Source organism: Bacillus sp. OK048, from assembly GCF_900103525.1.
Taxonomy (GTDB): domain Bacteria; phylum Bacillota; class Bacilli; order Bacillales; family Cytobacillaceae; genus Neobacillus.
This window is the reverse complement of record NZ_FNHN01000005.1, coordinates 234,269-248,072: the sequence shown is the minus strand read 5'-3', so window position 1 is coordinate 248,072 and position 13,804 is coordinate 234,269. Positions and strand designations below refer to the sequence as shown.

The following is a 13,804-nucleotide window of genomic DNA, read 5'->3' as shown; positions in this document are numbered from 1 at the left end:
TCGTGAACATTATCCTAGTACAATATCCCTATCGTTTAGACCGTAGTCAAAAGGGATTCTAGCTCCTTAACAAGGGTCTTCCCTGTTTCAATATATTGTTCAGGAAAACTTGCATCTTTATCCACTGGCTCGGAAAACTGATTCATGGTACCTGCATCACCTATATGGTCATCAAGTCCCATTTGGTATTTATGGGATAACAAGTATGGCCGACCGAGCTCAACGGTGCAATTACGTGCATCAAGCTGACCATCTACAGCTGTAAACGGAAGCCTTAGAAACTGATAACCCACTTCATCATTTATTTTGTAGTCAAAGGCACCGTGGTCATAATCCCAGTTACCTCCGATAGAATATCCGATTGGCTTTAATGTTTGTTCCAGCTTGTATAAATCATATTGTTTACCCTCAATAATTGATGGTATCTCAATCAATCTTTTCGCCCCCTTTTTATTAGTTTTCCCAAAAGTTATAAAAAATAGAGTACTGATTTTCACAGTACCCTACTTTTTTATAATCTAATTCAATATACACAACTATTTATTAAAGTCTTTTTTCAAGTTCTGCCTTTTTTTCTTCAAATCCTGGTTTTCCTAATAGGGCAAACATGTTTACCTTATAAGCTTCAACACCAGGTTGATCGAATGGATTTACTCCTAGTAAGTATCCACTCATTGCACAAGCCTTTTCAAAGAAATAGACTAGATAGCCAAATGTATACTCATCTTGTTCAGGAATTGAAACGATTAAGTTTGGAACTCCGCCATCTGTATGAGCAAGCATGGTTCCTTGGAATGCTTTATTATTAACGAAGTCAACAGTTTGTCCAGCTAGATAATTTAAACCGTCTAAATCACTTTCGGCACCTTCAATCGTTAATTCATGACGAGATTTTTCTACCTTAATCACCGTTTCGAATAAATCACGGCGACCTTCTTGCACATATTGTCCAAGTGAATGGAGATCCGTTGAGAAGTTCGCTGATGATGGATAAATCCCTTTTTGGTCTTTGCCTTCACTTTCTCCGAACAATTGCTTCCACCATTCAGAAAAGTATTGAAGTCCAGGTTCATAATTGACCAGCATTTCAATTGTTTTCCCTTTATTATAAAGAGCATTTCTAACGGCAGCATATTGATAGGCTGGATTTTCTTCTAGCTCGGAATGGCTGAAGTCTTCTTGCGCCTTTGCTGCACCTTGCATCATTGTATCAATGTCAGCACCACTTACAGCAATAGGAAGTAAGCCAACTGCTGTTAATACTGAGTACCTGCCGCCAATATCATCAGCAATGACAAAAGATTCATAGCCTTCTTCATTCGCTAATGTTTTCAGAGCACCTTTTTCGGCATCTGTTGTCGCATAAATTCGCTTACGGGCTTCTTCCACACCGTATTTCTCCTCAAGCATCTTACGGAAAATTCTAAAAGCAATAGCTGGTTCCGTTGTTGTACCTGACTTCGAAATAACATTAACAGAGAAGTCTTTTCCATCAAGAAGGTCCATAACATCTCTCATATAAGTGGAACTGATATTGTTGCCGACAAAAATAATTTGCGGGGTTTTCCGCTTATCTTTTGGAAGTGCATTGTAGAAGCTGTGCTGTAACATTTCAATTGCAGCTCTTGCTCCTAAGTATGAGCCGCCAATCCCAATTACTAGCAGCACATCTGAATCAGATTTAATTTTATCTGCAGCCTTTTTAATACGGGAAAACTCTTCCTTATCGTAGTTTGTAGGAAGGTCAATCCATCCCAAAAAGTCACTTCCTGCTCCAGTTTGCTCGTGCAGGGAATGGTGTGCTACCTTAACGGCATCACGTAAGTATGTAATTTCATGTTCTGCAAAGAAGGTTAACGCTTTTGAGTAATCAAAACGTATGTGTGTCATGAATGTATCCTCCATAATTTTATTCTCAATACTCACTTTAACCAATGCGGGACAGATTATCAAGAATGGTCTTTCCCTGTAAGCGTACCCATTTTCGCCATTTTTTTTACATTGTTCAAAATTTGTCGAAAAAAGAACGAGCATGATGAACATGCCCGTATTTAAAAGTTAGGCTGTGTTAAACTGGGCTGTTGATTTGTGCTCCAGGCGCTTCGCTTTCCGCAGGCGGTTCGGGAAGCCTCCTCGGCGCTAAAGCGCCTGCGGGGTCTCCCCTGTCCCGTCCTCCTGCAGGAGTCTCGCGCCTTCCGCAAAAATCAACATTTACCTTTAACACAGCTAAAAGCTAAAGTGATTCCCGATAAATAGCTAAAACATCTTCCCTAGTTAATTTCGTAAAGTTGCCAAATTCACCGTTTGCCATGGCTCTTTCTGCCATCAACTCAATTTTACTGTCATTAATTTCATAGTCTGCTAACCGTACTGGTGCCCCGATACTATTCCAGTATTCACGTAATTTTTGAATCCCTTCTAGTCCTGCTTCTTCCGCACTCTTACCTTCTGGGTTTACACCAAATACTCTTACAGCAAGTTGTTTAAACCGCTCTGGTTTTACGTTGAGATTATGTTTCATCCAGTGAGGAAATAAAATCGCAAGACCGCCGCCATGCGGGATATCATACACAGCTGATACAGCGTGTTCAAGATTATGGGTAGCCCAATCTCCTCGATACCCCATATTTAAAACCCCATTCAATGCCATTGTCCCGCTATAAAGGATCGTTGCCCGATGTTCATAGTTTTCAAGGTTTGCAAGCAATTTAGGCGCGGTTTCCATTACGGTAAGTAGTAATGATTCACACATTCGATCTTGGAATAAGGTGTTTTCCTCCAAGTGAAAATAGTGCTCTAATACATGAGACATCATGTCGACAATTCCATATATCGTCTGATCCCTTGGAACCGAAAAAGTATGTACAGGATCCAAAATGGAGAATTTAGGGAAAGTGAATGGACTTCCCCACCCATATTTTTCATTCGTCTCCCAATTGGTAATAACGGACCCAGAATTCATTTCCGAACCAGTAGCTGCTAACGTCAGTACCGTTCCAAATGGCAATGCCTCTTTAACTGCCGCTTTTTTTACAACCAAGTCCCATGCGTCTCCGTCATATTTTGCACCGGCTGCTATTAACTTGGTACAATCAATTACACTTCCGCCGCCAACAGCTAACAGGAAGTCAATCCCTTCATTTTTACAAATTTCCACCCCTTTACGAGCAGTCGTAATTCGAGGATTCGGTTCAACTCCAGGTAATTCGTATACTTGTGCATCAATTGACTTTAATACGCCCATTACCTTGGCATAAAGACCATTACGTTTAATGCTTCCGCCGCCATAAACGACTAAGACTTTTTTCCCAAACCGAGGAATTTCATTTTTTAATTGCTCTAGCTGATCTTTTCCAAAAATTAATTTTGTCGGATTCCAAAATGTGAAGTTATGCATCATCAGCACCATCCTTTCCACATTTTATTATTATCGAAAAAAATTTATTTTGCAAAGAATAGAACGATGTATATTTGTTTCTAGTTTTCAGCAATCTAGTAGTGTAAGAATATTAATAGGAGGGATCATGCTTGAGTACTATTCAAAGAATTGCTCTAATTCTTACCATTATTGGGGCTATCAATTGGGGCTTAATTGGATTTTTTCATTTTAATTTAGTTGAAGCCATTTTTGGTAATTCAGCACTTTCACGCATTATTTATGGCTTGGTTGGAATAGCAGGGCTTATCAACCTCGGTCTTCTCTTCAAACCAAACGAGGCACATGTAAGAGAACCAGAAACCAATAGAAGTTAACAAGAAAAGCGCAAGCGCCCTGGTCAGCGGCGTATGGCCTGGAGCGCTCCAACCGAGATAAAGGAAACACGAAGAGCCGGAGGCGATTCGATGTTGACTTATCGTAGAGCGGAGAGCGAAGGACACTAGCCGCTAGGGTGCTGGAGCTGGACAGTAAACTAAGTTCAAAACCTTATACTTTCTTATCTTTTAAAAAAATCCTTGCAAACCATTTGCAAGGATTTCTTATATCCAGCCTCTATACTCTGAGGCTTCGACCATTTTTCTAACGCCAACCATATAAGCGGCTATGCGCAAATTTACACTACTGATTTTTGAGGTCTCATATACTTGGTGAAATGCCCTAACCATCTTTTCTCGTAATTTTTTTTCTACTTCTTTATCGTCCCAATAATAACCTTGTTTATTCTGAACCCATTCGAAATATGAAACAGTAACTCCCCCGGACCCTGCCAAAACATCGGGAACAATTAAAATGCCACGATCAGAAAGAATCCTAGTACCCTCTATTGTTGTGGGACCATTTGCTGCCTCCACCACAATCTTAGCCCTTATATTACAAGCATTTTTAGATGTAATTTGATTTGAAACCGCTGCAGGGACAAGAATATCGCATTCTTGTTCAAGCAATTCCTCATTGGTAAGCGTTCCTTCAAAAAGCGATGTTACCGTTCCAAAACTGTCACGGCGGCTCAATAAATACTCAATATTTAGTCCATCTGGGTCGTAAAGGGCACCATATACATCAGAAATTCCAACAATTATCGCTCCAGCTTGCCCCATGAATTTTGCAATATAACTGCCTGCATTACCGAATCCTTGAACAATGACTCGAGCCCCTTTTAGAGAAAGTCCTTGTATTTTTGCCGCTTCTTCAATACAAATTGCAGCCCCAAGTGCCCCTGCTTCCTCCCTGCCTTCTGAACCTCCAAGTATAAGCGGTTTACCCGTAATAAAACCAGGAGAGTCAAATTTACGAAGACAACTGTATTCATCCATCATCCAGGCCATTATTTGAGAATTTGTATACATATCCGGTGCCGGGATATCCTTGGTTGGACCCACTATTTGACTTATGGAACGCACATACCCTCGACTTAGACGTTCTAATTCACCAAAGGAAAGAGTACGAGGGTTACAAATAATTCCACCCTTTCCACCGCCAAAAGGTAAATCAGCAATACCGCATTTCAAGCTCATCCACATTGACAATGCCTTCACTTCATCTTCATTTACTTTTGGATGGAAGCGAACACCTCCAATTGTCGGTCCAACTGAATCATTATGCTGCGCCCGATAGCCGCTAAAAGTCTTAACAGAACCATCATCCATACGAACGGGAATCCTGACCTCGAGAATCCTTAATGGTTCTTTTAATAATTCAAATGCTTCTTTCCTTATTCCCATTCTTGTTAACGCATCATGAATAACAATCTGTGTGGATGTAAGTAGATTTAATGTCTCTATCTCATTATCACCAACACTATTTGTTATCTCAATATTCCCCATTTTGGCACCTCTGTTTTTTCATTTAGCCCAACACTTTTTGAATGCGTTCTATTGCCTTAAACCTTGTTCCTCTATTCAAAAGTGAATAATATATATACCTATTGTAGCCGAGGCAGCAAAAAGAATGAACAAAATCGATAAAAATCTTTTCAAAATAAGCTGTGTTAAATGATACTGTTGATTTTATAACCTGTTGATTTGAGCGGAAGGCACGAGACTCCTGCGGGACTAGCAGGTCAGGGTGAGACCCCGCAGTCGCGCAGCGGCGAGGAGGCTCACCGACCGCCCGCGGAAAGCGAAGTGCCTGGAGCTCAAATCAACAGCCAAGTTTAACACAGCCTCAAAATAAAAAACCTAATGCCTGCTATTATTTAAGCAGGGCACTAGGTTTTTTACCATTTATTTATTTCTTTATTAAATCTTCACGTTGAGATTGGTCAATCCACTCTTGAAGCTTATCTTTTAATGTGTTAAAGCCTTGTTGTCCATCAACATCAGGTACAATAGTAGCTGCTTGACGCTTACGAGGTTTCTTTGGTTTAGCAACAGCCTGTTGAACAGGTGCTTCTTCCGTTGCACGAATGGATAAACCAATTTTCCCAGCATTTTCATCAATTGATAATACTTTTACCTGCACTTCATCTCCAACTTTAAGATGATCATTAATATCTTTTACATAACCATGCGTGATTTCTGAAATATGCACAAGACCTTGTGTATTATCATCTAATGCTATGAACGCTCCATAAGGTTGAATTCCAGTTACTTTACCCGCTAAAACACTTCCAGTTTCGATCTTTTCTGTCATGAAAACACTCCTAAGAAATAATTATTTTTATCTTTTATATACGCAATAAGAAATTATAACACATTGTGCAAATTTAATCAAAAAAGGTTTTTCTAAAGTTGGAATGGAAAACGTTAACATAATGTTCAAATGGCACCTTCCCAATAAAAAAGAATTTTATGGTAATATAAATATGAGATAATGTCTTTATAGGAGAGGTGATCAGTGTGAATCCAATAGGCCGTACGATCAAAAATTATCGAGAACACTTGAAAATGACCAAAGAGGAATTGGCCCAAAAAATTAGAGTCGGGACACATACAATTGAAAAATATGAGACTGGCGAACAAATCCCAAGCAATCAAACTCTTCTAAAATTGTCGACTGTACTTGATATCCCTGCTTCTGAACTTAAATTAGATCAACTTGACAAACAAATTTAATTTTTTGACTGCATAAATGTTCAAAAAAAGGGCATCATAAACCTGTAAGCTTTCTAGTATTCCCCCCTTTTTTGAAGTGGACAACCATATTTGGTATGTCCTCTTTTTTTTGAAAAAGTGCAAAAACATGTGTGAAACAAGAGATTGCAGGAGAAATTATAATCACGAACATATCAACAGAAGGTGGGATAAACAACGTGGAAGAGAAAGTCTTTTATCGTAATCAGCAAGTAAATAATATTGATATTTATTATGAATTCTATTCAAACCCTGATTCCACTAAGACTCTCGTACTGCTTCATGGATTTCTTTCCTCAACTTTTAGTTATCGGCGTTTAATCCCTTATTTAAATAAAGAATTTCAAGTCGTATCCATTGATCTTCCTCCCTTTGGAAAAAGTGGAAAAAGCAGCAAATTTGTTTATTCTTATAGCAATCTTGCACAAACTGTCATTCAGCTTATTCATTCACTTGATTTAAAGGATATTACCCTAATCGGTCATTCAATGGGCGGCCAAATCGTCCTAAATATCCTAAATCAACAGCCGGATATTGCCGAAAGGGCCGTCCTGCTTTGTAGTTCATCTTATTCCAAACGCTTACGATTGCCTTTAATTATCAGTAGTTACATTCCTTATTTCCATTTATACGTAAAGTTTTGGCTCGCTCGGTCTGGTGTACGGCAAAATCTCCAAAATGTTGTGCATGACCATTCATTACTCAGTGACGAAATGCTGTTTGGCTATTTGCAGCCTTTTTTAGAGGATGAAATCTTCTTGGCATTAACAAGAATGATTCGCGACCGTGAAGGAGACCTCTCTACAGGAGCATTGAATCAAATTGCACATCCATGTTTATTAATTTGGGGAGAGCATGATAAGGTAGTACCATTAACCGTGGGAGAGCGGTTGAAAAATGATTTAAGAAAGTCCGAACTCGTTATTTTAAAAGAAACAGGTCATTTGGTTCCTGAAGAACGCCCTGAAGATGTGTTTCAGTATATCAAACAATTCTTGGCTTAAACAAACGACAGCTATGCTTAAAGTTATCTTTAAGCATAGCTGTCGTTTTATATGGTACAGGAATCGTTATCCTTTATCGCTAAAAGCTGGTTTGCCACTTTTAAGCATCGATCGATAGGTATAGCCTTTTCAAAGGAAAATTCATAGATACTTTGAATTCTTGCTGCTAAGTCTTCTGGGTGGTCTAATTCATGGATCGCTTGAATGGTATCGGCGATTTCTGTATCATAATTGCCATTTTTTAAATGGAAAGGGTCCCATTCATTTAACACGTCCACAAATTGCAGATTCGTTTTCATTTCACTTTCCATATCATTTTCTCCTACTTCTTTTTTTCTATTTAAGAACATATTCTGCAAGCACTGTTTGAAGCTCGTAAATATTTAAATTCTTGTTAAATTGTTTTTGCAGAGGAAGGGCGTTACCTGAAATCCAGATTTTTAATTCTGCATCCAAATCAAAGCTTCCTGCTGTCTCGATACTAAAATGGGTAATACTTTTATAGGGAATGGAGTGATATTCCACTTTCCTTCCTGTCAGTCCCTGTTTGTCCACAAGGATTAACCTTTTATTCGTAAAAATAAACAAATCCCTAATTAATTTATACGCTTTTTCAATTCTTTCATCTACAGCCAAAATTCGAGCGAATTCCCTTTGTGCATCAGCAGGGTTCACCTCTGAAGCATTTCCCATCACACCATCAAAAAATCCCATTTTACCCCTCACCTTTCCTACCTTTTCCTTTATTATACTACCTATTGCTATCAATTATTTTTTAACAATTCTTTTTGAATGAACTCCATTAAATATTCCAGCATTTGGTCTGCAGATAGTAAGGCTTCGCCCCCACCCTGTGCAAATGAATCACTGCCTCCCCCCTTACCTTTTATTAGCGTTAAGGCATCTCCAATAATCCTTTTCATACTTACACGATCTGCTGAACCTCTTGCACCGACTAACTGAAGCCTGTTCTCATTTTGAGAAACAAATAACACAATAGCCTTTTCATCTTCTGTTAATATAATACGAGCCAATTTTTGTAGTTCCTGAATCGTTCTGTTTTGAAACACTTCACTGACAATTCTTTTTTCCGTTGAATGATCAAGTAAGCTCCTAGCTTCAAAATAAAGTACTTTTTCTAATGTTTGTTCTAGTTCTTTCTCGGTGTTTTTACCATTCTCTAAAAGGCGGGTAACACTTTTTGGCATTTCTTTTTCCGGTGAATTAAGAAGTTTTGTGAGTTCTATTAAGACCTTATTTTTTTGACTTAGCTGCTTAATCACCCGATTCCCGCACACAAATTGTACTCTCGTTTTTTTCTTTTGCTTTTCCCATTCCAATATTTTTATTGCCTGTACTTCTCCCGTTGCTTTCGGATGTGTTCCTCCACAGCCGTTATAATCAAAATCGGGAATGATAACTAGCCGTATATCTTCTTTTACTTTTGTTTCTTTTCTTAAAGGATAGCGAGATAACTCTTCCTCGGACACCCATTTAACATCAATGATCCTGTTCTCTAAAATAATTTTATTAGCCATTTGCTCAGCTTTTTCAGCTTCTATTTCTGTAAGGTTTTCTGTCTCTAAATCAATGGTTAGAATTTCATTTCCTAAATGGAACCCCACCGTCTTGTGTTTAAAAAGAGTTTCAAATGCAGCAGAGAGTATATGCTGTCCTGCATGCTGCTGCATATGATCAAATCTTCTATCCCAATTGATAACACCATGCACGGTAGAATATATATCATCTAATTCACTTTCGAGATAGTGACGTATTTCTCCCTCAGCTTCCTCAACATTTATTACTTTAATGTTTTCAATTGTACCTTCATCATGAGGCTGCCCTCCTCCAGTAGGGTAAAAGGCAGTCTGATCCAATACAATGTAGTCATTTCCATTATCTTCTTTTCCTTGAATAACTACTTTTGCTGTGAATGCTGTTATGTAAGGGTCTTGATAAAATAGTTTATTTTCCATATTTACTACTCCTAGTTTTTAATAAGGGCTATTTTCTTACTAAATTTATGCTTTTTTCTGCGGAAACATAGCAGAATCAATTAATTTTGATCCAAAAAGCTACAAAGTTCATTAAAAAGAAACCTGTCCCCTCAATTATGAAGAAACAGGCTTGCTACGTCTAATTTTTTCTAATTATTTTTTCCGCTGACCATAACCACCCATTTGCGGATAGCCTTGGTGGTGATGCCCTCCCATTTGCGGATAGCCCTGGTGGTATCCTCCCATTTGTGGATAGCCGTGATGGTATCCTCCCATTTGTGGATAGCCGTGATGGTATCCTCCCATTTGTGGATAGCCCTGATGGTATCCTCCCATTTGCGGATAGCCGTGATGGTATCCTCCCATTTGTGGATAGCCTCCATACTGTCGTTCTGCCATTATTATCTCCTCCTTTCTTCTACATGCTATTGTATGCATGACTATGTGGATAAGCTTAGGTTAAAGTCCTAAAAAAGTAGTTTCTCTCACAAAAAAAGGCTGTCTCTCATCGGAGGAAGCCTTTATCTGTGATACTATTCGCCCTTACTTCGCCTTATCCTTGGAGATTTTACCACATGCAATCCTTTTTCCTACATCACCTTCAGGCTGTGACATGCCATCATCTTTTCCTTCATGAATGATAAGGGATGTTCCATCTTTCGTAAGAAGTGATGCTTTCCCCTCTTTTAACGTAACTTGAGGGGCCTTAAGCTCTGCCTTTACAGACCCATCCGGTTCGACAATTAAATTGGGAAGGTCACCTGGATGAGCACCCTTCGGATGTAGAAGACCATGCTTTTTTTTATCAGGATTCAAATCCTTGCCTGCTGATTTGAAGTTGGGAGCCTTGCATGTTCCCATATCATGAATGTGAACCGCATGCACACCAGGAGGAAGTCCCTTCAACTTAAATTTCATTTTTACTCCACTCGATACCTCTTGTATGGTAACTTTCCCTACAGACTCACCTTTTTCATTAACCATTTCAACATCAAGCTTCGTTATATCCTTTTCCAAACAACCTGTGAGCAGGATAAATAGGATGAGTATCCAAATTTGCTTCATATGTATCCCCCAAAAGTCGACATTTTGTCTTAGTATCCGCTTAGAGAGGAAATTTATGTATGAAAAAAGAAACAGCTTATTGTTCACTGTTTCCTTGATTATGCTGCCCGGCTATGATTCTTTCTTCGAGTTCTTTTGCCTTTTTAGCTTCTCGCTTAGAGACCTTGATGATAAGCCGCATGGTTAGCCAGGCTCCAATCATAAAGATAATAAAAGTAATCGCTGCTGGACCATATTCAGATTTATCTTCAGGAAAGTATAAGAATAACGATAATACAAATGGCTGATACATCTCTTTTTCTCCCTTTCTATAAAGGAATGTCACTGATAATTAATTATAGCAACAAAAAGAGTGACCTGCCATTTATTGATTCGAATCCATGGTTGTTACTTAAGTATTTTGATTCCCTTAATGATCACATCTTCTACTGGCTTGTCCTTATCGTCCACCGGAGTCTCGGCGATTTTATCTATGATATCCATTCCCTCCACAACTTGACCAAAGACTGTATGGCGTTGATCAAGCCATGGAGTACCACCGTTTTCTTCATAGGCTCCAATAATTTCTTTAGGGAAGCCCGCCTTTTCCATTTCTGTTTTCATTGATGGGTCTACTGATTTTTTTTGAACAATAAAGAACTGGCTGCCATTTGTATTTGACCCTGAATTGGCCATTGATAAGGCACCACGTAAATTGTATAGATTCTTGGAGAATTCATCCTCAAATGGTTTCCCATAAATACTTTCTCCACCGGTTCCATTTCCATTTGGGTCGCCACCTTGAATCATGAAGTCAGTGATGACCCGATGAAAAATCAATCCATCATAATATCCTTCTTCACTATGCTTCACAAAATTTTCTACCGCTTTTGGAGCATATTCTGGGAATAATTTAATTTTTACATTTCCCATAGTCGTTTCTATTTCAACGAGCTTTTCATTTTCAGAAACTTCATTTGAAAGTTGAGGATAAACTGCATTAGCCACTTGATCGCTCCCTTCCTTTTCCTCAGTCTTTGAAGCAGTACTCCCAGAAGCTGCCTCCTCTTTCTCTTTGCTTGTCCCACATCCTGCTAAGACAAGAACACCGATTAACAAAACGAACAAAAACAGCAAATTCTTTCTCATATATAATCCCTCCATTTTATTAATTTAACCCAATTTTTTGTTTTTTGCACCTTGTTTTTTATATAATGTAATTAGCCTAGATGAGTGAAGGAGAGAATATGATGTCAGAGTTACAGATTGGTGAGATTGTCACCGGAATTTATAAAACCGGGAAATATATTGGGGAAATAACCGAAGTTCGTCCGCAGCATTATTTAGTCAGAGTTTTAGCTGTTGTCAAACATCCAATGCAAGGTGATTTACATAATCCAAAAGATGCAGATGTACTTATTTTCCATGAAAGAAAAGCACTTTCTTTTAGAGAGCAGGCCAATATTCCAAAACAGATGGTAAAGCCTTTCAAAGAAGAAGTCCCTGACTACCTCGAATCATTGAGACAAGCAGTGGAAAAAGTGAAAAATGAATTAACAGAGAATAAAACTGCTTGGGCTGATATGAGTTTAAAAAGCATAGCTTCTTTAGAAAAGGATTACTTTAAATGAATAATAAAGGCCAAATCAGATTGAATGATTTGGCCTATTATGCAAATTCATTTAATAGTTTTGAAAAATCAATGCGGTCACCGATTGTGGTAGGTTTAGGTTTTTCTAAATAGCGTTTATCCTTTTCAACAAGCCGAAATATGTTATAAGTAGTCAGTGCATCATCTAGTGCTCGATGATGCCTTCCAGTGCCCTCTTTTCCATATTCTTGAACGGCTTTCCATAATCCTGTTTGATTTTGATCCCCAAAAAACCGCTTATATTCCATAGATAAATCCAACTCTGTCGCTTTAAAAGGAAATTCCACACCTGCCTCTAAACAATTATGCCGAAGAACCTTCATATCCATGTTTCCCCAAGTGACGATGGTAGTTTCATACTGATTATTGAATTCTCCTAACTTTCGAACGAGTTCATAAAATGAAATTCCCTGGTCAACCTGCTGCTGTGAAATATGTAAGAATGATTTACAGCGTTCAGAAAGAATAGGGAACTTGAGTGGTGTCACATAGAATGAAAATTGCTCTGTTATTTGATCATCAACAACTGCCACTAGTCCAACCTCAATAATCTCCGGGAAAAAGTCTTTCATGCGGACATTTCGTTCAGGCATTGTAAATTCAAAATCAATAAAGATAGTTTGTCTCTTTTCCTTCATACTTTCACCACCTTTTCCAAACCATTTTCTTACTACCATTATATAAAGAAACCTGTACAAAGTATTGTACTAATTCTCTATATTTCTTACATTATATCACGAAATCGGTATAAATTTTTTAAATATTTTATCAATTAACAAGAAAAGCGGATGGAATTATCCCCATCTTTTTAAAGGTTACTTTTTCTGTTTAAAAATGGCCATTGTACATCTCGAAATACAAATGAGGCGATCTTGTTCATCGGTAATTTTGATATCCCAGACCATGGTTGTTTTCCCACGATGTAGGATAGTCCCTACCGCTGTTACGGTTCCTTCGCTAACAGGACGCACGTGGTTGGCATTTATTTCTAAACCCGCAGCACCTTCTGTTTCTTTATCAACCAATTCAAATGCACCAACACTTGCGACTGTCTCTGCTAAGGCAACTGAAGCACCACCATGTAACAAACCAAATGGCTGGCGCGTTCTTTCATCGACTGGCATCGTTGCGATAACTTTTCCTGGTTCCAAATGCGTAATCTCAATTCCTAATGCTTCAATTAACGTATTTTTAATCATCTTTTTCATCCTTTCTAGTTCAATGTATGTAATTCTATATTCTCTTTCATTGGTGTAATTTCCTTTAAAAAAGAAAAAACAGCCTCTAAAGCTGTTTTTTAACATCTTAATAAAATCCAGGGGGACCGAATCCGGGGGGACCATTAAATTGATTGCCATAGAATTGGTTTCCATAGAATTGGTTCCCGTAGAATGGGCTAGGATACCCATAAAATGGACGAGGATACAATAATGCACCACCTAATAGTGCCCCTGCTAAACCACCTAAAAATGGCAATCCAAATCCAATGCCAAAAAAGCGATCATTCCGTGTAGGGTAAGGGCTTCGATAATAATGCATGCAGCCATACCTCCTTTTCATCTATACTTGCCTACACTACTACATATGCAAAAAGATGG

General features: G+C 38.4%; 19 protein-coding genes. 4 read left to right on the top strand and 15 right to left on the bottom strand.

Annotation, left to right across the window (positions count from 1 at the left end):
• Positions 1-35 precede the first annotated feature (35 nt).
• The 3 genes from BLR86_RS11700 to BLR86_RS11690 all read right to left on the bottom strand — a co-directional run bounded on the left by BLR86_RS11700 (position 36) and on the right by BLR86_RS11690 (position 3,397).
• Positions 36-434 (bottom strand): YugN-like family protein, encoded by a 399-nt coding sequence (locus tag BLR86_RS11700; RefSeq protein WP_090761556.1) that lies wholly within the window; start codon positions 432-434, stop codon positions 36-38.
• A 109-nt stretch (positions 435-543) separates the two neighbouring features.
• The gene (locus BLR86_RS11695; protein ID WP_090761554.1) at positions 544-1,890 is read right to left on the bottom strand and encodes a glucose-6-phosphate isomerase; all 1,347 of its coding nucleotides are present in this window, start codon (positions 1,888-1,890) and stop codon (positions 544-546) included.
• A 343-nt stretch (positions 1,891-2,233) separates the two neighbouring features.
• Positions 2,234-3,397: an iron-containing alcohol dehydrogenase gene (locus BLR86_RS11690; protein ID WP_090761552.1), complete on the bottom strand. Its 1,164-nt coding sequence runs from the start codon at positions 3,395-3,397 to the stop codon at positions 2,234-2,236.
• Positions 3,398-3,528: 131 nt separating this feature from the next.
• Here BLR86_RS11690 and BLR86_RS11685 point away from each other — a divergent pair, with 131 nt between their 5' ends.
• A complete protein-coding gene (locus BLR86_RS11685) occupies positions 3,529-3,753 on the top strand; it encodes a DUF378 domain-containing protein (RefSeq protein ID WP_090761551.1) in 225 nt (74 codons plus the stop codon).
• Between the two features lie 225 nt (positions 3,754-3,978).
• Here the strand turns inward: BLR86_RS11685 and BLR86_RS11680 are convergent, their stop codons facing one another.
• On the bottom strand, positions 3,979-5,262 hold the full coding sequence (locus BLR86_RS11680) for a Glu/Leu/Phe/Val family dehydrogenase (protein ID WP_090761549.1): 1,284 nt from the start codon (positions 5,260-5,262) through the stop codon (positions 3,979-3,981).
• Between the two features lie 403 nt (positions 5,263-5,665).
• Entirely contained in the window at positions 5,666-6,070 is a 405-nt protein-coding gene (gene yugI / locus BLR86_RS11675) for a S1 domain-containing post-transcriptional regulator GSP13 (protein ID WP_090761548.1), read from the bottom strand.
• A gap of 206 nt (positions 6,071-6,276) precedes the next feature.
• Here yugI and BLR86_RS11670 point away from each other — a divergent pair, with 206 nt between their 5' ends.
• Entirely contained in the window at positions 6,277-6,492 is a 216-nt protein-coding gene (locus BLR86_RS11670) for a helix-turn-helix domain-containing protein (protein ID WP_090761546.1), read from the top strand.
• Between the two features lie 197 nt (positions 6,493-6,689).
• Positions 6,690-7,514, top strand: a complete 825-nt coding sequence (locus BLR86_RS11665) for an alpha/beta fold hydrolase (RefSeq protein WP_090761544.1) — start codon at positions 6,690-6,692, stop codon at positions 7,512-7,514.
• Positions 7,515-7,561: 47 nt separating this feature from the next.
• Here BLR86_RS11665 and BLR86_RS11660 read toward each other — a convergent pair whose 3' ends face one another.
• The 7 genes from BLR86_RS11660 to BLR86_RS11630 all read right to left on the bottom strand — a co-directional run bounded on the left by BLR86_RS11660 (position 7,562) and on the right by BLR86_RS11630 (position 11,704).
• Positions 7,562-7,825 carry a DUF1871 family protein gene (locus tag BLR86_RS11660; protein WP_090761542.1) on the bottom strand — a complete coding sequence of 88 codons (264 nt, stop codon included), beginning with the start codon at positions 7,823-7,825 and terminating at the stop codon, positions 7,562-7,564.
• Positions 7,826-7,850: 25 nt separating this feature from the next.
• Positions 7,851-8,228, bottom strand: coding sequence for a PH domain-containing protein (locus BLR86_RS11655; protein WP_090761540.1), 378 nt, complete (start codon positions 8,226-8,228; stop codon positions 7,851-7,853).
• 50 nt (positions 8,229-8,278) lie between these two features.
• A complete protein-coding gene (locus BLR86_RS11650) occupies positions 8,279-9,490 on the bottom strand; it encodes an alanyl-tRNA editing protein (RefSeq protein WP_090761538.1) in 1,212 nt (403 codons plus the stop codon).
• 174 nt (positions 9,491-9,664) lie between these two features.
• Positions 9,665-9,910 (bottom strand): hypothetical protein, encoded by a 246-nt coding sequence (locus BLR86_RS11645; RefSeq protein WP_090761536.1) that lies wholly within the window; start codon positions 9,908-9,910, stop codon positions 9,665-9,667.
• A 144-nt stretch (positions 9,911-10,054) separates the two neighbouring features.
• A complete protein-coding gene (locus BLR86_RS11640) occupies positions 10,055-10,576 on the bottom strand; it encodes a superoxide dismutase family protein (protein WP_090761534.1) in 522 nt (173 codons plus the stop codon).
• Between the two features lie 76 nt (positions 10,577-10,652).
• On the bottom strand, positions 10,653-10,868 hold the full coding sequence (locus BLR86_RS11635) for a hypothetical protein (protein WP_090761532.1): 216 nt from the start codon (positions 10,866-10,868) through the stop codon (positions 10,653-10,655).
• Between the two features lie 95 nt (positions 10,869-10,963).
• Entirely contained in the window at positions 10,964-11,704 is a 741-nt protein-coding gene (locus BLR86_RS11630; protein ID WP_090761530.1) for a peptidylprolyl isomerase, read from the bottom strand.
• A 101-nt stretch (positions 11,705-11,805) separates the two neighbouring features.
• Between BLR86_RS11630 and BLR86_RS11625 the strand changes: the two genes are divergently transcribed.
• Positions 11,806-12,186 carry a kinase-associated lipoprotein KapB gene (locus BLR86_RS11625; RefSeq protein WP_090761528.1) on the top strand — a complete coding sequence of 127 codons (381 nt, stop codon included), beginning with the start codon at positions 11,806-11,808 and terminating at the stop codon, positions 12,184-12,186.
• A gap of 37 nt (positions 12,187-12,223) precedes the next feature.
• Here BLR86_RS11625 and kapD read toward each other — a convergent pair whose 3' ends face one another.
• The 3 genes from kapD to BLR86_RS11610 all read right to left on the bottom strand — a co-directional run bounded on the left by kapD (position 12,224) and on the right by BLR86_RS11610 (position 13,745).
• Entirely contained in the window at positions 12,224-12,844 is a 621-nt protein-coding gene (kapD, locus tag BLR86_RS11620) for a 3'-5' exonuclease KapD (RefSeq protein WP_090761526.1), read from the bottom strand.
• A 177-nt stretch (positions 12,845-13,021) separates the two neighbouring features.
• Positions 13,022-13,405 carry a hotdog fold thioesterase gene (locus BLR86_RS11615; protein ID WP_090761719.1) on the bottom strand — a complete coding sequence of 128 codons (384 nt, stop codon included), beginning with the start codon at positions 13,403-13,405 and terminating at the stop codon, positions 13,022-13,024.
• Between the two features lie 106 nt (positions 13,406-13,511).
• On the bottom strand, positions 13,512-13,745 hold the full coding sequence (locus tag BLR86_RS11610; protein ID WP_139185602.1) for a hypothetical protein: 234 nt from the start codon (positions 13,743-13,745) through the stop codon (positions 13,512-13,514).
• Between the last annotated feature and the right edge of the window lie 59 nt (positions 13,746-13,804).

Coding starts and splice junctions, on each gene's coding strand:
- BLR86_RS11695 (WP_090761554.1), bottom strand. CDS start 1,890: ATGACACACATACGTTTTGATTACTCAAAAGCGTTAACCTTCTTTGCA.
- BLR86_RS11690 (WP_090761552.1), bottom strand. CDS start 3,397: ATGCATAACTTCACATTTTGGAATCCGACAAAATTAATTTTTGGAAAA.
- BLR86_RS11680 (WP_090761549.1), bottom strand. CDS start 5,262: ATGGGGAATATTGAGATAACAAATAGTGTTGGTGATAATGAGATAGAG.
- yugI (WP_090761548.1), bottom strand. CDS start 6,070: ATGACAGAAAAGATCGAAACTGGAAGTGTTTTAGCGGGTAAAGTAACT.
- BLR86_RS11660 (WP_090761542.1), bottom strand. CDS start 7,825: ATGGAAAGTGAAATGAAAACGAATCTGCAATTTGTGGACGTGTTAAAT.
- BLR86_RS11655 (WP_090761540.1), bottom strand. CDS start 8,228: ATGGGATTTTTTGATGGTGTGATGGGAAATGCTTCAGAGGTGAACCCT.
- BLR86_RS11650 (WP_090761538.1), bottom strand. CDS start 9,490: ATGGAAAATAAACTATTTTATCAAGACCCTTACATAACAGCATTCACA.
- BLR86_RS11645 (WP_090761536.1), bottom strand. CDS start 9,910: ATGGCAGAACGACAGTATGGAGGCTATCCACAAATGGGAGGATACCAT.
- BLR86_RS11640 (WP_090761534.1), bottom strand. CDS start 10,576: ATGAAGCAAATTTGGATACTCATCCTATTTATCCTGCTCACAGGTTGT.
- BLR86_RS11635 (WP_090761532.1), bottom strand. CDS start 10,868: ATGTATCAGCCATTTGTATTATCGTTATTCTTATACTTTCCTGAAGAT.
- BLR86_RS11630 (WP_090761530.1), bottom strand. CDS start 11,704: ATGAGAAAGAATTTGCTGTTTTTGTTCGTTTTGTTAATCGGTGTTCTT.
- BLR86_RS11625 (WP_090761528.1), top strand. CDS start 11,806: ATGTCAGAGTTACAGATTGGTGAGATTGTCACCGGAATTTATAAAACC.
- kapD (WP_090761526.1), bottom strand. CDS start 12,844: ATGAAGGAAAAGAGACAAACTATCTTTATTGATTTTGAATTTACAATG.
- BLR86_RS11615 (WP_090761719.1), bottom strand. CDS start 13,405: ATGATTAAAAATACGTTAATTGAAGCATTAGGAATTGAGATTACGCAT.
- BLR86_RS11610 (WP_139185602.1), bottom strand. CDS start 13,745: ATGCATTATTATCGAAGCCCTTACCCTACACGGAATGATCGCTTTTTT.